The 16,212-nt window shown below is 43.3% G+C and carries 10 protein-coding genes; 6 read left to right on the forward strand and 4 right to left on the reverse strand.

Features of this window, described 5'->3' with window-relative positions:
• Positions 1 to 11: 11 nt before the first annotated feature.
• Positions 12 to 1,193 carry an MFS transporter gene (locus BTO10_RS05880; RefSeq protein WP_105023904.1) on the reverse strand — a complete coding sequence of 394 codons (1,182 nt, stop codon included), beginning with the start codon at positions 1,191 to 1,193 and terminating at the stop codon, positions 12 to 14.
• Between the two features lie 327 nt (positions 1,194 to 1,520).
• Here BTO10_RS05880 and BTO10_RS05885 point away from each other — a divergent pair, with 327 nt between their 5' ends.
• Complete coding sequence (locus BTO10_RS05885) at positions 1,521 to 2,735, forward strand: multidrug effflux MFS transporter (protein ID WP_105023905.1); 1,215 nt, start codon at positions 1,521 to 1,523, stop codon at positions 2,733 to 2,735.
• A gap of 355 nt (positions 2,736 to 3,090) precedes the next feature.
• Positions 3,091 to 3,411, forward strand: a complete 321-nt coding sequence (locus BTO10_RS05890) for a hypothetical protein (RefSeq protein WP_105023906.1) — start codon at positions 3,091 to 3,093, stop codon at positions 3,409 to 3,411.
• A gap of 2 nt (positions 3,412 to 3,413) precedes the next feature.
• Here the strand turns inward: BTO10_RS05890 and BTO10_RS05895 are convergent, their stop codons facing one another.
• From BTO10_RS05895 to BTO10_RS05915, 3 genes are all read right to left on the reverse strand, one after another.
• A complete protein-coding gene (locus BTO10_RS05895; RefSeq protein ID WP_105023907.1) occupies positions 3,414 to 3,776 on the reverse strand; it encodes a hypothetical protein in 363 nt (120 codons plus the stop codon).
• Positions 3,777 to 5,387: 1,611 nt separating this feature from the next.
• Positions 5,388 to 6,341 (reverse strand): hypothetical protein, encoded by a 954-nt coding sequence (locus BTO10_RS05910; RefSeq protein ID WP_105023910.1) that lies wholly within the window; start codon positions 6,339 to 6,341, stop codon positions 5,388 to 5,390.
• 201 nt (positions 6,342 to 6,542) lie between these two features.
• Positions 6,543 to 8,555, reverse strand: a complete 2,013-nt coding sequence (locus tag BTO10_RS05915; protein ID WP_105023911.1) for a hypothetical protein — start codon at positions 8,553 to 8,555, stop codon at positions 6,543 to 6,545.
• 266 nt (positions 8,556 to 8,821) lie between these two features.
• On the opposite strand from BTO10_RS05915, the gene BTO10_RS05920 reads away from it, so the two are divergent.
• The 4 genes from BTO10_RS05920 to BTO10_RS05935 all read left to right on the forward strand — a co-directional run bounded on the left by BTO10_RS05920 (position 8,822) and on the right by BTO10_RS05935 (position 16,205).
• The gene (locus BTO10_RS05920) at positions 8,822 to 13,654 is read left to right on the forward strand and encodes a DUF1566 domain-containing protein (protein WP_105024250.1); all 4,833 of its coding nucleotides are present in this window, start codon (positions 8,822 to 8,824) and stop codon (positions 13,652 to 13,654) included.
• 69 nt (positions 13,655 to 13,723) lie between these two features.
• The gene (locus BTO10_RS05925; protein WP_105023912.1) at positions 13,724 to 13,906 is read left to right on the forward strand and encodes a Flp family type IVb pilin; all 183 of its coding nucleotides are present in this window, start codon (positions 13,724 to 13,726) and stop codon (positions 13,904 to 13,906) included.
• A 30-nt stretch (positions 13,907 to 13,936) separates the two neighbouring features.
• A complete protein-coding gene (gene cpaB / locus BTO10_RS05930) occupies positions 13,937 to 14,818 on the forward strand; it encodes a Flp pilus assembly protein CpaB (protein ID WP_105023913.1) in 882 nt (293 codons plus the stop codon).
• Positions 14,811 to 16,205, forward strand: a complete 1,395-nt coding sequence (locus tag BTO10_RS05935; protein WP_105023914.1) for a type II and III secretion system protein family protein — start codon at positions 14,811 to 14,813, stop codon at positions 16,203 to 16,205. The genes cpaB and BTO10_RS05935 overlap by 8 nt, the downstream gene beginning before the upstream one ends.
• Positions 16,206 to 16,212 lie beyond the last annotated feature (7 nt).

The raw sequence follows: 16,212 nt of genomic DNA on the forward strand, positions 1-16,212 counted from the left end.
TGACCGTGTCATTAGCGCCAGCTAAACATTCGTACTTCGTTGCCCTCTTCAGGCTTCTTCGGAATATTCAAAGACAGCGCCAAAGAAACCGCCGCCATTGCTGCACCAATGTAGAACACCGTCGCAGGCGAAGAGAGCCAAATCACACCGAATACAACGGGAATGACAACAGCTGCGATATGGTTGATAGTGAAAGACACACCCGCTGTGGAAGCCATATCAGCCGGATCGGCAATCTTCTGGAAGTAGGTTTTGATTGCTAGAGCGAGAGCAAAGAATAGATGATCGACCACGTACAGTGCTGCCGCCCACTCTGCACTTTGCACCAAGCCGTAACCGACAAACACGCCAATCAAACCCACGTACTCGAAGATAAGTGCTTTACGCTCACCCACTACACCAATGAACTTGCCGATACGCTTAGCAAACAAGAAGTTAAACAAATAATTAATTAAGAACAGTAGAGTCACGTCTGCCGCCGAGTAACCGAACTTCTCTACCATCAAGAAGCCTGCGAATACCGTAAATATCTGTCTTCTGGCACCACTCATGAAGGTCAACGCGTAGTAGAGCCAGTAACGCTTTCTCAGCACCAACTTTTTGTTTTGTTGGGTCTTCGTTTGAAATTCAGGGAAGCCAAAAGTCATCACCAGTACTAGAACAAAACCTAGGCCGCCAGTAATGCCATATACCCAAACGAAATCGAGCTTTAACTGCTCCAACATCACCCAGATAGAGCCGTATGTAAGCAAAGAAGCTAACGCGCCAACCGAGATCATTTTACCTAGCATCTCAGGCGCTTCTTCTTTGTTCAGCCATTGTAGGGACAAAGATTGCTTGAGGGTTTCAAAATAATGAAAGCCTGTCGACATCAAAATAGTGGTAAACAAAAGGCCAGTAAGTGAAGGGAACAAGCCAGTAATCGCTGTACCGATAGTGAGCATTGCCAGCGATACCAACATGAAGCGCTGCTCGCGGATAAAAGCCAGCACAAACACCACAGTAAAAGCTAAAAAGCCTGGAATTTCACGAACACTTTGCAGCAAGCCGATATCGGCACCGTCAAAGTTCGCTTTCTCTATCACGAAGTTGTTCAACAGAGCCATCCAGCTCGAAAACGCGATAGGTACAACAATCGAAATCAATAATAAAAAGTTTTGCGGCGTTTTCCAGCTCGCCTTCGATGCACTCATAGCAGCCAAATCCTGAATGATAATGTTACATCATACTCTGCTTTTCTCTTGAGTCACAAATCATTAACACTTCTGGAGAAGTTAAAATGACACGACTTTTATCGTTTACGTAGGGGAGCGAGAAAACAGCAATCGAAGCCTTGAAATGATGAAACATTATGTTACATTTACACCCTACTTGATCACAACCAAGTGACGGGAATGACAACCCTGCGTAACACTCCTCTCTACTACGCGCATCCCAGTATCAAAATTTCATTCTAAGCCTACCTGCACTTGCAGCGTTTGCGCTTCTGACTTTTATAATAATAACTCATTGGATTAACTATGTTTCCCATCTCTCATGAGGGGAAGTGGTTTCGATTTTTAATGGTATTCATATTCCTTGGTGCTGCCATGGAGACGGATATCTATCTACCCACATTTCCCGATATATTGAACGACTTCAACACTAACGCGGTTATGGTGCAGCGCATTCTGAGCTATAACTTTATCGGCATCTGTCTTGGTTCATTACTCTATGGACCACTATCGGATCATTTTGGACGCCGAAAGATACTAATGTTTGGTTTTAGCGTCTTTCTTGCTGCAAGTATCGGCTGTATTTATGCTTCGAGTATCGAGCAATTACTAGCATTTCGACTACTTCAAGGCTTTGGCAGTTCGGCGTGTGTGATCGTTGGTACCGCAATGATCTTTGATCTGTTTGATGAAGAACCCGCCGCCAAACTGATTGCCGATCTCAACACGTTAGTGGTCAGCTTAATGGCTTTTGCACCTCTTATTGGCGGCTGGATAAGTCTCCATATAGGGTATAAAGCAAACTTTGTCTTTATCGCCATTTTAGTGCTGCTTTCTGCGACCAAATGTTTCTTCTTCTTGCCTGAATCTTTGAGTAAAGATAAACGGAAGAAGGTCGCGCCTAAACGAATAGCAAGCGACTATAAAACCTTATTGTCTTCGTCTGCTTTTTGGTACAACACGCTAGTGACGAGCTTAATTCTTGCCGCCTATATGATTTATGTTTCCAACATGTCGTTATTGTATATAGAGCAATTAGAAGTCAGCCCTGATCAGTTCCCGTTTTTCCAAATGGCAACACTGGGCACATTCGTCTTGGTGAGTTTGAACAACGCACGCTTAATCGACAGGTTTGGCATTGATAAATTAAAAAGTACTGGGCTTGGCTTAATATTTACCACCACGCTCATCTTTTTCTTATTGCCGTCTGAACAACTTAACTCACCATTCATCCTAACAGGGACGATGTGCTTGTTTTCAATAGGTGCAGGGTTATCGATTGGATTGTTCTTTGCGAAATCGATGCAAGTTTTTCCAGATCTCACAGGGATCGCAGCATCACTGGTGACAGCTATTCGTCTATTTATCGTTTCTGCAGCGATTGATTTAGGCAGTAATGCGTATGAAGGGACGTCGGAGTCAGTCATACATGTGATGACCGCTGTCGTTGTCTTTTTAGCGGCTATCTCCTCAGTCAATTACTGGCGTCAAAGCCAATTGAAACGGGCTAAAAGCTCTTGACTAAACAGCTCAATCAAGAACATATAGTTTGTAGATAGTCCATAACGAAAAGCCCAGCAAATGCTGGGCTTGATATCGCATCATGATCTCTTATCTCGATTGATAAAGAAGTTGGTTCTAAATAACAGCAGGACCTTTATCAACGTTCTCGTCTTGAGAAATAATTACGAGGTATTCTACTCCAGAAAATTTTAAAACTCATTCCACTACTTGCGAACCTACTGCAAATACTCTTACATTATCTTCAAAAGCAAGGCTATCATCGGGCAGTCCTCCCCGACTAACCAAAGATTGATGAATAATATGTTGGATACGATAATACAATAGAACACTCATTAAAGGAGATAATTTAAATATGTCTATATTAGCTGTTTTTTCATTTCTAACATTTGTTGTTGCCATAGTGGCACTAATTTTGTCTTTTATTCTCGGGATTATTCTTGGGCATATTTTAAAAGTACACGAACCAAGCGCTCGAAATCAACTTTTCGCATTTTACATACCTATTTCCTTACTTTTGTTATATGGATACGTTAAAGATAGTGAAAATGCCAATAAAATTCCCAGAGATAAGCTTTGGCTATTGGTTACCTTAAAGTACCTAATACCAACGGCAATAATCTCTGGAAGTATGATGTTTATTACTGGCTATTTTGCATTTACTAACCAGCTGTAAAGCTAGTCAGTAAAATCAGCATAGGCTTCTCTCCCTAAGTCATAAACCCAAGTCACGCCATTTATGATTGGATCTCGTAAACTCTGTTCGTAAAAGGTATCTATTTCATAATCAACCTTAACCCCTACTCCTACAATTGTTGACGCTGCACCACTTGAAACCATTTGTACAAAATCGACACCATTAGCAATAAACGCTCTTGAACTAACTCCATACACATTGATGTTATCGTAGCCATCAACACCAAATTCATAAGCATCCCCAACAATTCCTAAGTATTTACTGTATATGTAGAAAGACGAGCTTTCACTCACAACTTTAGAGGAAGTTGAGTAGGTCTGATTATTCCCATAAATACTAATCATTTCGCTGTCATCCGGATCATAAATTGAGGAATGCGGTAGCTCAGTTTTAAATCACCTAATGTATTATAATTCAACATATTACTCGTCGAAATATGTTGTGTCCTTGAGTTAAGCACTGCCCATATTCATCGACATCTTCAAATAATTTTTTGGAATTAACGACTGTTGTACCTACTCGTTGGCTAATGTCAGTTAAGCGACTGGCACCACCAAATACATGTCCCTCATTGCCAATTGTGAACTTTGGATCCGCTACTCTATCTTTACAAAGCACATAACCATCACGTCAAGGTCCAGGCGAACGCTCATGTCCGCTGACTCCCAGTGCTAACTCTCCAAAGTGATGTTCTAAATGCGCATCCCATCCGCTCATATGCGTCTCGAATGTTAAATCTTCCTCTTGGAGATTCCAGTTACTCGGGTCATCCGCTGCAGAAAGTGGCGTTACAATCATCGTTGGTTGATCGTGTTCATCAACACCATCTACAATAGAGTTACCCACGCATTGCCAAAGGAGTCGGTTAGCATAGATATATTGACCAGCACCATTGGTTATTGGAAAGCAAAATGCATGGAGATAAGACGTCCAGTGGGATGGAGGCGACTGATTTATAGTGCTTGTTAACTCTTTTATTGTCGGCTCTAACAGTACCCATACTCGACTGGACTAAACCGCTCAAACACAAGCACATTGTTTAATAATACCAGATAGGCCATAACGAAAAGCTCAGCAAATGCTGGGCTTGATATCGCATCATGATCCCTTATCTCGATTGATAAAGAAGTTGGATCTAAACAACAGCATGACCTTTATCAACGTTCTCGTCTTTGGAATAATAACGATGTACTCTACTACAGAAAATTTTAAAACTCAGGCAACTAGATATAACAGGAGCCAAACCGCTTTGTTTGGCTCCTAAGCATTAAAAATAAACCTTTATTCCCTCTCAATCTATGAAAGCAGAGAACAAGATGATTATCTCATTATACTACCTCATCAAAGCTGCGATAAAACCTACCACTAGGGCTCCAAGACGTGTAGAAAAGCACATAACCGTAAAAAGAAAACTCAAAGTCCGCGCAGCATTGCACCTTGTATTTTTTCAACAGAAAAAAATAAGCTTCTCCATACTTAAAACCTTTATTCTTTATACAAATTGTATAGGTCATGTAGGCCGATAATAAACAACTCAAGGTGTAGGGAACCCAAATGCTATTCTCATCAATTATTCCCAAACTTATATGTATTAACAAATAAATCCCATGAAAAAAAATACTGATCAATGAAGTGGTCATTATGAACGGCCAAACTACGCCATTAGTTTTATTTCCAGAATAATTATAGTTGTGCACATGCTGACACCCAAAAAATACACGAATAATATCCCTCACACCTAAAACAAATTTACTAACCATTATCTGTTCAACTATCTATCCATCTCATACCATCTTGCACCTGATTTACTTCACCTGAAACATTGGGTAGAAAAACTATCTCTTACCAAGCAGAAGTTTGTGAGTGAGATGCTGGATACCGAGATACGTTAGGCAAGCGGCTAAGGGTAAGGGTAAGGGTAAGGGTAATTAGCCACTCATTAAAGACTAGCTAGCCTAAATTAACCGTTTCAGTTTTTCCAATAAACATTGGCACGCGGCTGATTCTTCAATAAATTCCTGTTCACTAAGACGTCTTCCTCGCTCTGCATAATAAATATACCACCGGCCCTCTCTCTCTTGTAAACAATACTTATCATTGGCTAGCTCACCTGAAAGTGTATATGATTCAGTAGGTACACCTAATGACTTTAGCTCTTTCGTTAATTGTTTTCGGTTATTTACCATATTTATTTGATATAGAGAAAATCTAGCCCTAATACAGAAAACAAAATCTGCGAGATAGCTAAATGAATAAACGTAAGCGAAACACATACTCAAAATAACCAAAATCAACATATCAACCATTATCTCACCACCGTTATCCTGTATGGAGATGGCAATAGAAGTGCCCACAGCTGACAAAGCCCCCACTTTGCGAAGAGTGCTTTGGCAAGTATCACCTTTTGTTGTCTTAAAGCCAAAGAACAACAGGACTGGATTATTGTCTGAGACAGTACCTTGCGAGATAGCAGAATTAAATGAAAAAGATGAATCCTTAAACCGACCCTTCATTAACCCTACTCTAAAGTTTGATTTGGGTTCTAGTGCCCTGGTGAGAAACCCACAACAACACATGCCTATTGGCAAGAGCAATAACATTACGATACCAAGCACACTACCGCTATATGTACTCCACTGATATATTATGATTGATAGCATATAGGCGAAAGATGTCGTAGATAACAAAAACCGCCAGCTTACAAAAGCAAAGGACAATTTAACTCGCGTTCTAAAATAGGCTACTCCAATTATAAAGATAGTTAGCATCAATAAAAATATACTGACATAAACGCGTAAAGCTGCTGCATCAAAATAGGACCGCAACAGAACAGCTCCCCCCGTTAAAGCCAATATTATAAAAATCCCCCCAAAATCAATCAACTCACTTTCATCCGACATACTCTGCATAATTATCCTTTAAAGGGGCTTAACCCCGCAATTTTCTGCAGCGTGGTAGTTACACTTTGATGGAAGAAATGCATAGTTAATACTAGCAGAGACCAACGCAACTCCACTAATAAGCTTTATGCATCAGCAACTTAGAAAGACCGACAAGTAATTCATCTATGAAAGAAGGAGCTGACCTCCCCCTTTCATAAACAGCATCCCTTATAGAGCTTTATAGAAGGTTAACCACTCGCCTCGTTCTAAGCCGCTAACGTTCACTCCAGTGATGCTACTCGAGGTTGTTGCGTTAGAAGGAGAGAATGAAAGATTAACATTTTTGAATTTATCAGAAATGCTACTTTCGGTCCCTGTTTGAGAAAGAATGTAGCCCAAGTTAGTAGAGTTCCAGCTTGAGTTTCCACTGTCTTCCCATTTTTTTAGGAGTTCTTTTGTTACCAGTTGGCTGCCAACTTTAAGAGCCGGGCCACTAATATTTCGGAATTGATAGTAATCTACTCCTGAAGAAGTCAGCGCAATTACTTTATCAGCCAATACATATAAAGAGTTGATTGCCGAACTGCTCAACACCTCTTTCACTACCAAGGCTCTATTTGTGTTATCAACGATATAGAGAGTGTTCGCTGTAGCAACCGCACTTATTTTGCCATCCTTCGATGTGGCTATCTTACTGATGGTGGAATCGACATCCAACTCCCCAAGTACCGTTTGCTGAATCGAGTTTGAAACCCATTCAAGCTTGTTACTGTCTAGCCCCAACAAAATTTGCTGGTTCGCTACAATATTGGCGGTTTTCAGGTTCAACTTATCAATCGTCATCTTAGTGGATAAGTTAGTTGTATTGATAACCTCAGCCGCTAAATTGGCGCTCGAAAAATAATTTTTGTAAACAATCAAAGCTTCACTCTGATCATACGATGGCATGATTTGAGGTGAAGAAGATTTAAGAGTATGACGCCAACTTTTCATAGTTAACTTGTCGGCGCTTAACGATTTCAGCTCTTGCTGCGAGTAAATCGAACTGCCAGTATTTTTAACTGCCAATAACGAACCGCTCTGCAATAATGGAACCACTTTAGCGAAGTTATCGTTAATACAAGATTCACTCGAATTCGGAGTCACCGCAGGCTTAGGTTTCGGCGTTGGAATTGGCGGTAGTGTTCCTCCACTTTGGCCGCTATAGCTATCAATAGCGTACGCTTTTGCGCCATTATTATTGTTATTGGTGTCACTTAGATTCGCTAAGAAAATGCCGTTCGAACCTTTGCTATTACAAACATCACTCGCTGTCGGGGAAACATGGGAGGTCGGCTTGTAAAGCTTATAGGCCTGAACACCGTTTAGCGCAGGCACTAACTGGACAATTTCATTAGAGTCTACCGGTATCTCTACCCCCCCTGTTCCGCCTCCATGATGGTCATCATCATCGTCGTCATCGTCATCGTCGTCATCATGATCATCGTAATCGTCGTCGTACGAGCGAATACCAACCGCATCAAAACTCGCTTGGGAAGCAAGGTCACCAACAATTGTCACAGGCTTATTACGTGAAGAGCTATCGATTTGCATAACCACATCATTCGCCGTTAAAAACACAATCTGGCTGCTCGCTGGATTCAGAGCGATAGATTTTGCACCAGAGAATTCTGGCACCGATTGTGACCCGCGAACAACCAGAGCATCCTCTATTTGCAGGTGCCTCGAAGCAGTTCCAGCGACATCGACATCTGATAGGTCTAACGTTTTATGCTCGATCATGAGGTCGAGAGCATGGGCAATATTTGTGTATGCAGCTTGCTTTCCATCAGTTTGTGCCTTTTTCAGAGATTTTAGCAACACATTAGACTGATCTTTAGGGCCGTACGTTGTATCTAGTGAGGAAAAATTAACACCAACATGATCACCCAATTTACTTTGAAGCGATGCTTTAGCCTGCTCTACATCGTTGCTAACCGTTGGATTAAACATCATCTCGCTATGAATCAAAGTCGTGAAAGGCGTCACCAACGCCATACCGGGAGAAGCGGTTAAAATTGCACCATCATATTGCCTCTGTTTTGCATACCCTGAAACGTCTGAAATGAGTTTTTCTTGCTCACTGCATACACCATTCAGATCTGCATCAGCACATACTAATGAACTTTGAAATGCATAGCCTGAAGTAGTAGATCCAACTGGGTTTTCGCCATCAGAACCGCCTCCGCATCCTGCGACCATTAAGACACCAGATATAGCTAGTGATAGTTTGCATATTAAAAAATTATTGTGCATTTTTTCGACCAATTCACCTAGTTTATTGTTGTGTGGGTAGTATTTTATTTTGCTATTAAATCACTTAACGAAATAAAAGATCAAATGATATTGATAACTACTATCATTTAAATTAATATTCTCAGCCTTTCTTGCGGGTAATTTATAAATCTTTTGGAGTTCAAGTGGTAAGGAATCCATACAAATTGGCGGGTGTTTCACTCGTCTCTACAATGCTTGTTGCTTGTGGTGGTGCAGAGTCAGATCCCAAGCTTAACCAGTCACAAACTCAGCCAAAATCCTCGAATATTTCAGGCATAGCGTTAGATGGTTATTTGCACAAAGCCAAGGTCTGTTTAGACAAAAATAACAATGCGATGTGTGATTCTGCCGATGGAGAAATTGCGACAACGGACGCCAAAGGACAATTCCAACTCAATGTCGACGATGATGTGGCTCAATACAAAGTGCTGGTTGAGGCCTTAGCAGGCACCACCGTAGATATGGACTCCCCTAACCAAGCAATTAAGTCTGGGTTTACCTTAGAAGTACCAAGTAACAACTCGGACGTAGTGAGCCCGGTTACCTCACTGATTGCCAGTGTGTCAAAGACCAGCGGTATCAGCTTCGATGATGCGACTGAGCTTGTTGCTAACGACCTAGGGATCGACAAAAGCCTAGCATTAGGTGATTACTCTGTATCAAATTCGGCGAAAAGTCGTGAAGTGCACATGTTTGCGCGTGGTGTGACTCGCGTACTGCAAGAAGCTCAAAAGGCTTCGGTAGACGCAGGTGTCGACCAAGTTAACGCCCGTAAAGGTGCAATGTACAAACTTGCTGATCTTGATTTGGTCGAGTTCAAAGCCAAAACGGATCGACTTTCACACGGTGCATCTGGGACAGAGGGTGCTCTGGAGCAACTCGGCAAGGAGTACCGAGAGCAGCTCAAAGTCTCGCAAGAAGATATCGACGGTAGTGAAATCGTGGTTAAGCCACCAGCGCCCAAGCACGGTAAAGTCAATGATGCCTCAGATACTTTCAACTGGCAGTTCGTACGTGGATTCAATCAAAACACAGATTACGAATATTCCGTAGATTCCGGTAGCACCTGGTCGACTGTCATTCGCAAGCCGATTGTGGTTGGAAAACAGGCATTCGATAAAGGCGCTATTCAGGTTCGAGTCGCAGCCTCTAGTGCACGTAATACTCCAGCAGGTAAACCGCTTCTTTCAAGCAAAGCATTTACGCTTACGACGGTCCCAGCAGCACCCGCTTGGGTCACCGTTGACAACGCGAGCAACGAATTTGATTGGGCGCTGGTCGATTCTTTTAATGAATTATCTCTTTACGAGTACTCTCTAGATAACGGTGCTAACTGGGTACAAGCAACTGAAAAACCTCAACGCATTCAAGACTTAGATATTCCAGTTGGGCATCTCAAAGTACGTATCGCGAAGGACGACTCCCTAGGTCACCCGACTGGTTTAAGTGCTATGTCAGACAAACCGATGACAGTAACCCCGGCGCAACCAGTAAAACCTGTACTGGACTTTGCAAACGACAGCACTAATCAGATCAACTGGCTTTGGGTCTCTGGATATGATGCGCCATCTTTCTACGAGATTAATCTAGGTAACGGTTGGAATACTGTAACTGAACTTCCCTATGTGGTTGGCAACGTTTCACTTCCGGCGAACAGCATCTCTATCCGTGTAAAATCGAATGTGCAAGATGCTCGCCCTGCAGGCAATCCACTAGTAATAGGTACGGCTTTCACTCGCTCTGAAAACCAGCCTGTTGCGCCAACCCTGCCGATTATTGATGATGCTGAAAACACATTTGCATGGACAGAAGTTACAGAATTTGCAGGCAATGACTTCTACGAATACTCACTAGACAGAGGTCTTACATTTAGCCCGGTAACTAGCAACCCACAAGCAGTCCCAGATGAGAAGTTTGCTAAGGGACAAGTCTGTGTAAGAGTGAAAGCCGGAACAGATCCTCAACATGATCCTGGTGAAACGCTATGCTCAGATAAGCCATATTCGGTGACACCTAACAAGCCATCGGCACCAACATCTCCAATAACTCACGATGGGTTAGACACATTTGATTGGACATTCGTAACAGGCTTTTCAGAAGCTGCAGATTACGAGATCAATGTACTCAACACTGGTTGGGCAACGGTTACTCAGAAACCTTATCAGTTAAACGATCAAGCTTACGCTGTTAACTCAATTCAAGTGCGAGTTAAACGAGATCCAATCACCGGTCGCCCTAGTGGATCAGAGCTGACAAATGATACTGCGTTTACCGTTCGTCCATCTGCACCCAATGCTCCAACAGGCCTAGTAGTGAACGATACGGACAACACACTAGATTGGACATACTTTGGCGAATTCACACAACCAGAGCATTTCGAAATCACGCTCGACTCAGGTTCTACTTGGACTAAAGTCACCGCAAAACCGGTTGTGATCGGTAACGTCGACAAGAATATCGGTGAGGTTCAATTACGCGTCGCTCAAAATCCGGCGAATGGCATGCCTCATGGCGTAGCAGCATTAACCACACAAGCCTTCACCAAAGTGTTTGAGATTCCAGCACCAACCTCGCCTGAGATTACCAACACCTTCACTGGCTCAAATCCAATTAAGACCAATGGTTTTGAGTGGGATTACCTAACGGCTAACGTTGATGGCCAATCTGTTCGCTTTGATGACGCGGAATACTATGAGTTTACCAACGACAAAGGCCTGACTTGGCACCCTGCTGTTTCGAACCCACAGTTCATTGGCCCTGAAGCATATGACAAGGCTAGTGTCGGTATCCGACTAAAAGCACGTGCGAAAGAAGGCGTCGCAAACTCAACCAGTGACACGCTTTGGGCGACAGCAGCAAGCAGTCGCTTTATCGGCCTAAAATTCGTACCAATGAAAACCCGTTCTCAAGCTGCTGACTTTGGTTACGGTGGCTCATGGAATACGTACTCACTCAATTGTATTGCTGAATACGATGATAAAGGACAAGGGGAACCGACATTTTGGGCAGAACGAATCTCTTCAGACATCAATACTGTATTCGATAAAATCGCACAACTAGATGATTGTGGTATCGCGGGTTGGACACTTCCAGACACCAATGAAGTGATCACCTTGTCGCAGAGAGATCCTGCAACACTCCCTTCAAATCTAAGAAAGGGTTACTTGGTATCGAATCAGTCAGTGAATGTATTAGCAGATAAAAATGGCGTCGCTGTCACTATCAACAAAGGCCAAGAATCTGTTGAGCAATATTATTCAAAATACGCATACGCTAAATGGCAATTGCCATCAGGTACAAAGTTACTCACTGGTGTAAATAGCGCGACGACTGAAATAACCACCTTTCTGAGTACACAAGATACGAAGATTAGCGCTACAGAGCTTTATTTAGAAACCTGGCTAACCGCCAACCAATCTAAGAGCAAAGGTTACGCTGCATTAGAAGCGGAAGCTCAAGCTAAAGTAGTAGAACTGCAGGCTTTAACCCAACCATGGGCAGATGATCTTAAGAATACAAAACTAAAGCTAAAAGCTCTTGAGTTTCAGGCATCTGTTGCTCAAAGCCGAACTGATGCTGAAAGCCTTGAATTTATTAACAAAGTAAAAGCGTATAAAGAGCAAGTCGCTAAATTAGAGCAAAACACCGTTGCACTGAGCGCATTAGTCTCTGGTTCTGAGTTTGCTCAAAAATTGGCGTTCATGCAGCAAAAGTCCGTAACTCTGTCCAGCTCAACCAACGCACTAAGCTCTGCGTCACTGGCTAAGGATATTCACCAAGCAAGTTTAGACCTATACAAGGCTATCTCAGACTTAGAGTATCAATATGGCATGGTTAATTCGTTCGTAAGCGAGCTGAATACATCAACACAAACGCTAGGCTCGGAGTTTGCCACCCTAAGTACGTTGTTCCAGAAGTTTGTCAGTGAGATGAACATTACGGCCACAATCCACAACTTAGTACAATCAAAAGTGCTAGCAAAAGATGGACTGAAACTGGCAAAAGACAATGGCTTTAGCGTTTCTCAAACAGACGCAATGGTAAGCAACCGCTTCGCTAAATTGGACGAGTTAGGTAACTACCTACCAAAAGACACCACCTACCAACAAGGCTGGCGTTGTGTTGAGGACACTAACATCACAGGCAAACGCCGAGTTTGGACACTGCTCAAAGACGGCCGACCAAAAGGTGCTGACGATCTTGCTTATGACGCTTCAGCATCTGGTGTCGCGAGTGTCTTAGGCAGTAACGGCCTGCTAGAAAGCACTAATGATGCGAACTTATGTGGCTTCAATGATTGGAAAGTACCAGCGCTGTCTCAGCTACTTTCACTACAAACTAAAGCAATATCTAGCTCAAACTCGACCATAACAATCGATACAGATGCGTTCCCTCATCACCGAGGGCTGGATCCGGAATACGACAAATATAGCTCTTATGGGGGCGTGATCTTTTACTACTGGTCGAATCAAGCAAAGGACGCCAAACAATACATCACAAACTACAGCTCTGAACGCAGCTACCAAGATGTCCGTCGTTCGGCAGTCGGCGGTACTAAAGATGCAGTCATCTTAGGACGTCTGGTTAGAGAGAAAGCAAACGCATACCAGTATCTAGATATGCAAGGAAACGTTGTCGCCGATCGCCAAAATGCCATTTGCGCGCAAGACACTGATAGCAAGCTCGTTTGGCAACTGTTTACCAACGGAGACAGCAGTCGTTTCAAGAAATACGTAGAGGTAACACCTTTAATTTCAACACGAAATACACAAAAGGTGTGTGGCAAAGCGAACTGGCGCTACCCATCGAAAGCAGAGCTGTATGGATTACTTCCTATCAATGCGAATGTCTTTAAGTTTAACGAAGTCACTGGTGGAGGTTATTCCAACCATAGTTCCTATATCACCAGCGATCCTGCTCCTTATGGTCGTGTCCTCGGATTGAACATGACAACCATGGATGAAAGCCAAGTTGGTACTCAAAGTTACGACGGCCGTTACCTATACCGACTCGTTGCCCAATAGGCACTCAAAATCTCTTATTAATTACTACAACAGCCTCTGCTGAGGCTGTTTTCATCTAGGAAACAAGAAATGTTGAACAAGAAAAAGCAACGCGGTGCAGCCGCAATCGAATACGCCATTCTCGCAGCAGCAATGGCAGTCGTACTACTCAATTTTGTTGGCGGTGAAAACGGTGAGCTAACTACAGCTATCAGTGACGCCTACGGTACTGTAGTCGACAAACTAAAAGACGCACAACAAGCCTCAGAGTAAGCCCGTTTATTGCAAATTAAAGGAATAGTTATGACTGCCAAGCGACTCATGTTGCTGTCGTTATTTTGCTCGGTGCTCGGAATATCCGTTTTGCTGTTGAGCCAAACCAATAGCGAGTCTGCGACCACCTCTTCTAAACAAGCCGTTAAGCAAACGGTCAAAGTGCTGGTTCCAACTCGCACGATAGAGATAGGTCAAGCCTACACACCAAACTCGTTCCGATGGAGAGAAGTTCCACAACAAGAGTTGGAGAACTACATCGACCATGTGACACCGGAAGATATTTCTGCTGATCACTCTATGTCGGGGCTTGCACGTACCAAGCTTGTCAAAGACTCGATATTGTCTAAAGCGGATATTACCGAGCCAGAAGGCGGTTATTCGCTTTCATTAAAGCTACAACCTGGTTATCGCGCTATCTCAGTGCCTGTTGATCAGGTGACATCAAATTCGGGATTTATTGAACCGGGCGACCACGTAGATATTCTCCTGCTCGGTTCACAAGATGGTGAGCTTCTTCGTTATGGCAATTCGTCGCAGGGTTTGTATGTCACAACGATCGCTCATGATGTGAGAGTCTTGGCATTTAATGACAAACAAACGGCTGAGTCTTATCAAAAGGCCCGCGAATCTAATCATTATGAAAATGGTATCCCTGACGACAGCAGTGTCTCTTTAGAGGTAACCCCTGAGCAAGCAAACCAAGTTGTTTTGGCTAAGCAATTAGGCAAGTTAACACTTGTCTTACGCGGGCAAAACGAAGACCCAAGTCAAACTCAGCACGCAAATTCAGCGACGCTGAAAGCCATCTCGCCAGACACAACTCAGGTACTGCCTGACGTCGGTTTGGTGGAATTTAGAGCCGACAACAAAACGATCAACAATAAAACCGGAGCTGATAACAATGGCTAGTACCTGTCGTTGGTGGGGGATTCTCCTACTATCAAGCCTGTGCCTCTCTTTCGCATCAGCAGCATCTGCGCTTGATGTGACAATCAATGAGGCAAAAATGATTCGCTTACCAGAAAAAGCGAAGTCAATTTTCATCTCTAGCACCCATATTGCCGATTACCAGACCTTAACTAACACCAAGGTAATGGTATTTGGTAAACGAGCTGGCAGTGCCACTATCACTGTTTTGAACGAGCAAGAGCGCGTCATCTATACCAATAAGATTCGCGTGACTCACAACAGCCGCGAGTTCAATGAATTGGTCAAAAACAAGTTCCCAGAAGCCTCCGTAAACGCGGAATCTCTGGGTGGAAAACTATGGCTCAAAGGGCAAGTGCCTTCACCTATGATGGCGCATAATATCGTGTCCTTGGCGAAAGGTTACTTGTCTCCTATTGTTGACCAAACCCAGCAACAAGAAAGTTCAAACACTCAAAACGGTGCAGGTAGTAGCAATACGACGACTAAAGATCAGCCAATGCAATCCAATGAAGATGAGCTGATCAATCAATTGGTTATCACCATGCCAAACCAGGTCAACATTCGAGTGAAAATCGCTGAAGTATCGAGAAATGTTTCGAACAAATTGGGGATCAAGTGGGGCTCTATCGCAGGTGGTGTTGGACAGTTTTCATTCTCAAAGCTGCCGAATGTCAGCAGCTGGGGTAAACCAAGCATTACCGCACTGATTGATGCATTAGCGACAAACGGCATGATGTCTGTACTGGCTGAGCCTAACTTGACGGCGATGTCCGGCGAAGATGCTGAGTTTCTGGTGGGTGGTCAGGTTCCACTGCCTTTGATCACTGCTGATACCACTCAAATCGAATACAAAGACTTCGGTGTAAAACTAAACTTCACTCCAACGGTGCTCAGCCAAAATCGAATCAGTTTAAAGGTAAACCCAGAGGTCAGTAACGTCTCCATCGAAAGCCAGCAAGTGATACATGGGACTAACTTTCCCTCTTTTACTACTCGTAGCGCTGCTACCACCATCGAATTGGCCAGCGGACAGAGCTTTGCCTTGGGCGGCTTATTGAAATCAGAAGACATTGAACAACTGCAAAAAGTGCCGCTTATCGGTGAAGTACCTGTACTAGGAAGTCTGTTCCGTTCAACTGAATTCACTCGCAGAGAAACAGAGTTGATCATCATTGTCACGGCTTACCTAGTGAAGCCAACTCGTTCAGATTCGATGCAGCTACCAACCGACGGTCTCATTCCACTAAGCGATGTAGAACGTCTTCTAGCATTGCCAAGAATTCAACGTAAAAGAACACACGACCAAGACACATACACCGACAACCACAAGCCTCGCTTGCTGGGTGACAACGGGTTCTATTACTGAGGACATC

The sequence above is a fragment of the Vibrio chagasii genome (assembly GCF_002954585.1).
Classification (GTDB): domain Bacteria; phylum Pseudomonadota; class Gammaproteobacteria; order Enterobacterales; family Vibrionaceae; genus Vibrio; species Vibrio chagasii_A.

What these genes read in the sequence shown, in the direction of transcription:
- BTO10_RS05880 (WP_105023904.1), bottom strand. Translation starts at nt 1,193, where the DNA reads ATGAGTGCATCGAAGGCGAGCTGGAAAACGCCGCAAAACTTTTTATTA.
- BTO10_RS05885 (WP_105023905.1), top strand. Translation starts at nt 1,521, where the DNA reads ATGTTTCCCATCTCTCATGAGGGGAAGTGGTTTCGATTTTTAATGGTA.
- BTO10_RS05890 (WP_105023906.1), top strand. Translation starts at nt 3,091, where the DNA reads ATGTCTATATTAGCTGTTTTTTCATTTCTAACATTTGTTGTTGCCATA.
- BTO10_RS05895 (WP_105023907.1), bottom strand. Translation starts at nt 3,776, where the DNA reads ATGATTAGTATTTATGGGAATAATCAGACCTACTCAACTTCCTCTAAA.
- BTO10_RS05910 (WP_105023910.1), bottom strand. Translation starts at nt 6,341, where the DNA reads ATGCAGAGTATGTCGGATGAAAGTGAGTTGATTGATTTTGGGGGGATT.
- BTO10_RS05915 (WP_105023911.1), bottom strand. Translation starts at nt 8,555, where the DNA reads ATGGTCGCAGGATGCGGAGGCGGTTCTGATGGCGAAAACCCAGTTGGA.
- BTO10_RS05920 (WP_105024250.1), top strand. Translation starts at nt 8,822, where the DNA reads ATGCTTGTTGCTTGTGGTGGTGCAGAGTCAGATCCCAAGCTTAACCAG.
- BTO10_RS05925 (WP_105023912.1), top strand. Translation starts at nt 13,724, where the DNA reads ATGTTGAACAAGAAAAAGCAACGCGGTGCAGCCGCAATCGAATACGCC.
- cpaB (WP_105023913.1), top strand. Translation starts at nt 13,937, where the DNA reads ATGACTGCCAAGCGACTCATGTTGCTGTCGTTATTTTGCTCGGTGCTC.
- BTO10_RS05935 (WP_105023914.1), top strand. Translation starts at nt 14,811, where the DNA reads ATGGCTAGTACCTGTCGTTGGTGGGGGATTCTCCTACTATCAAGCCTG.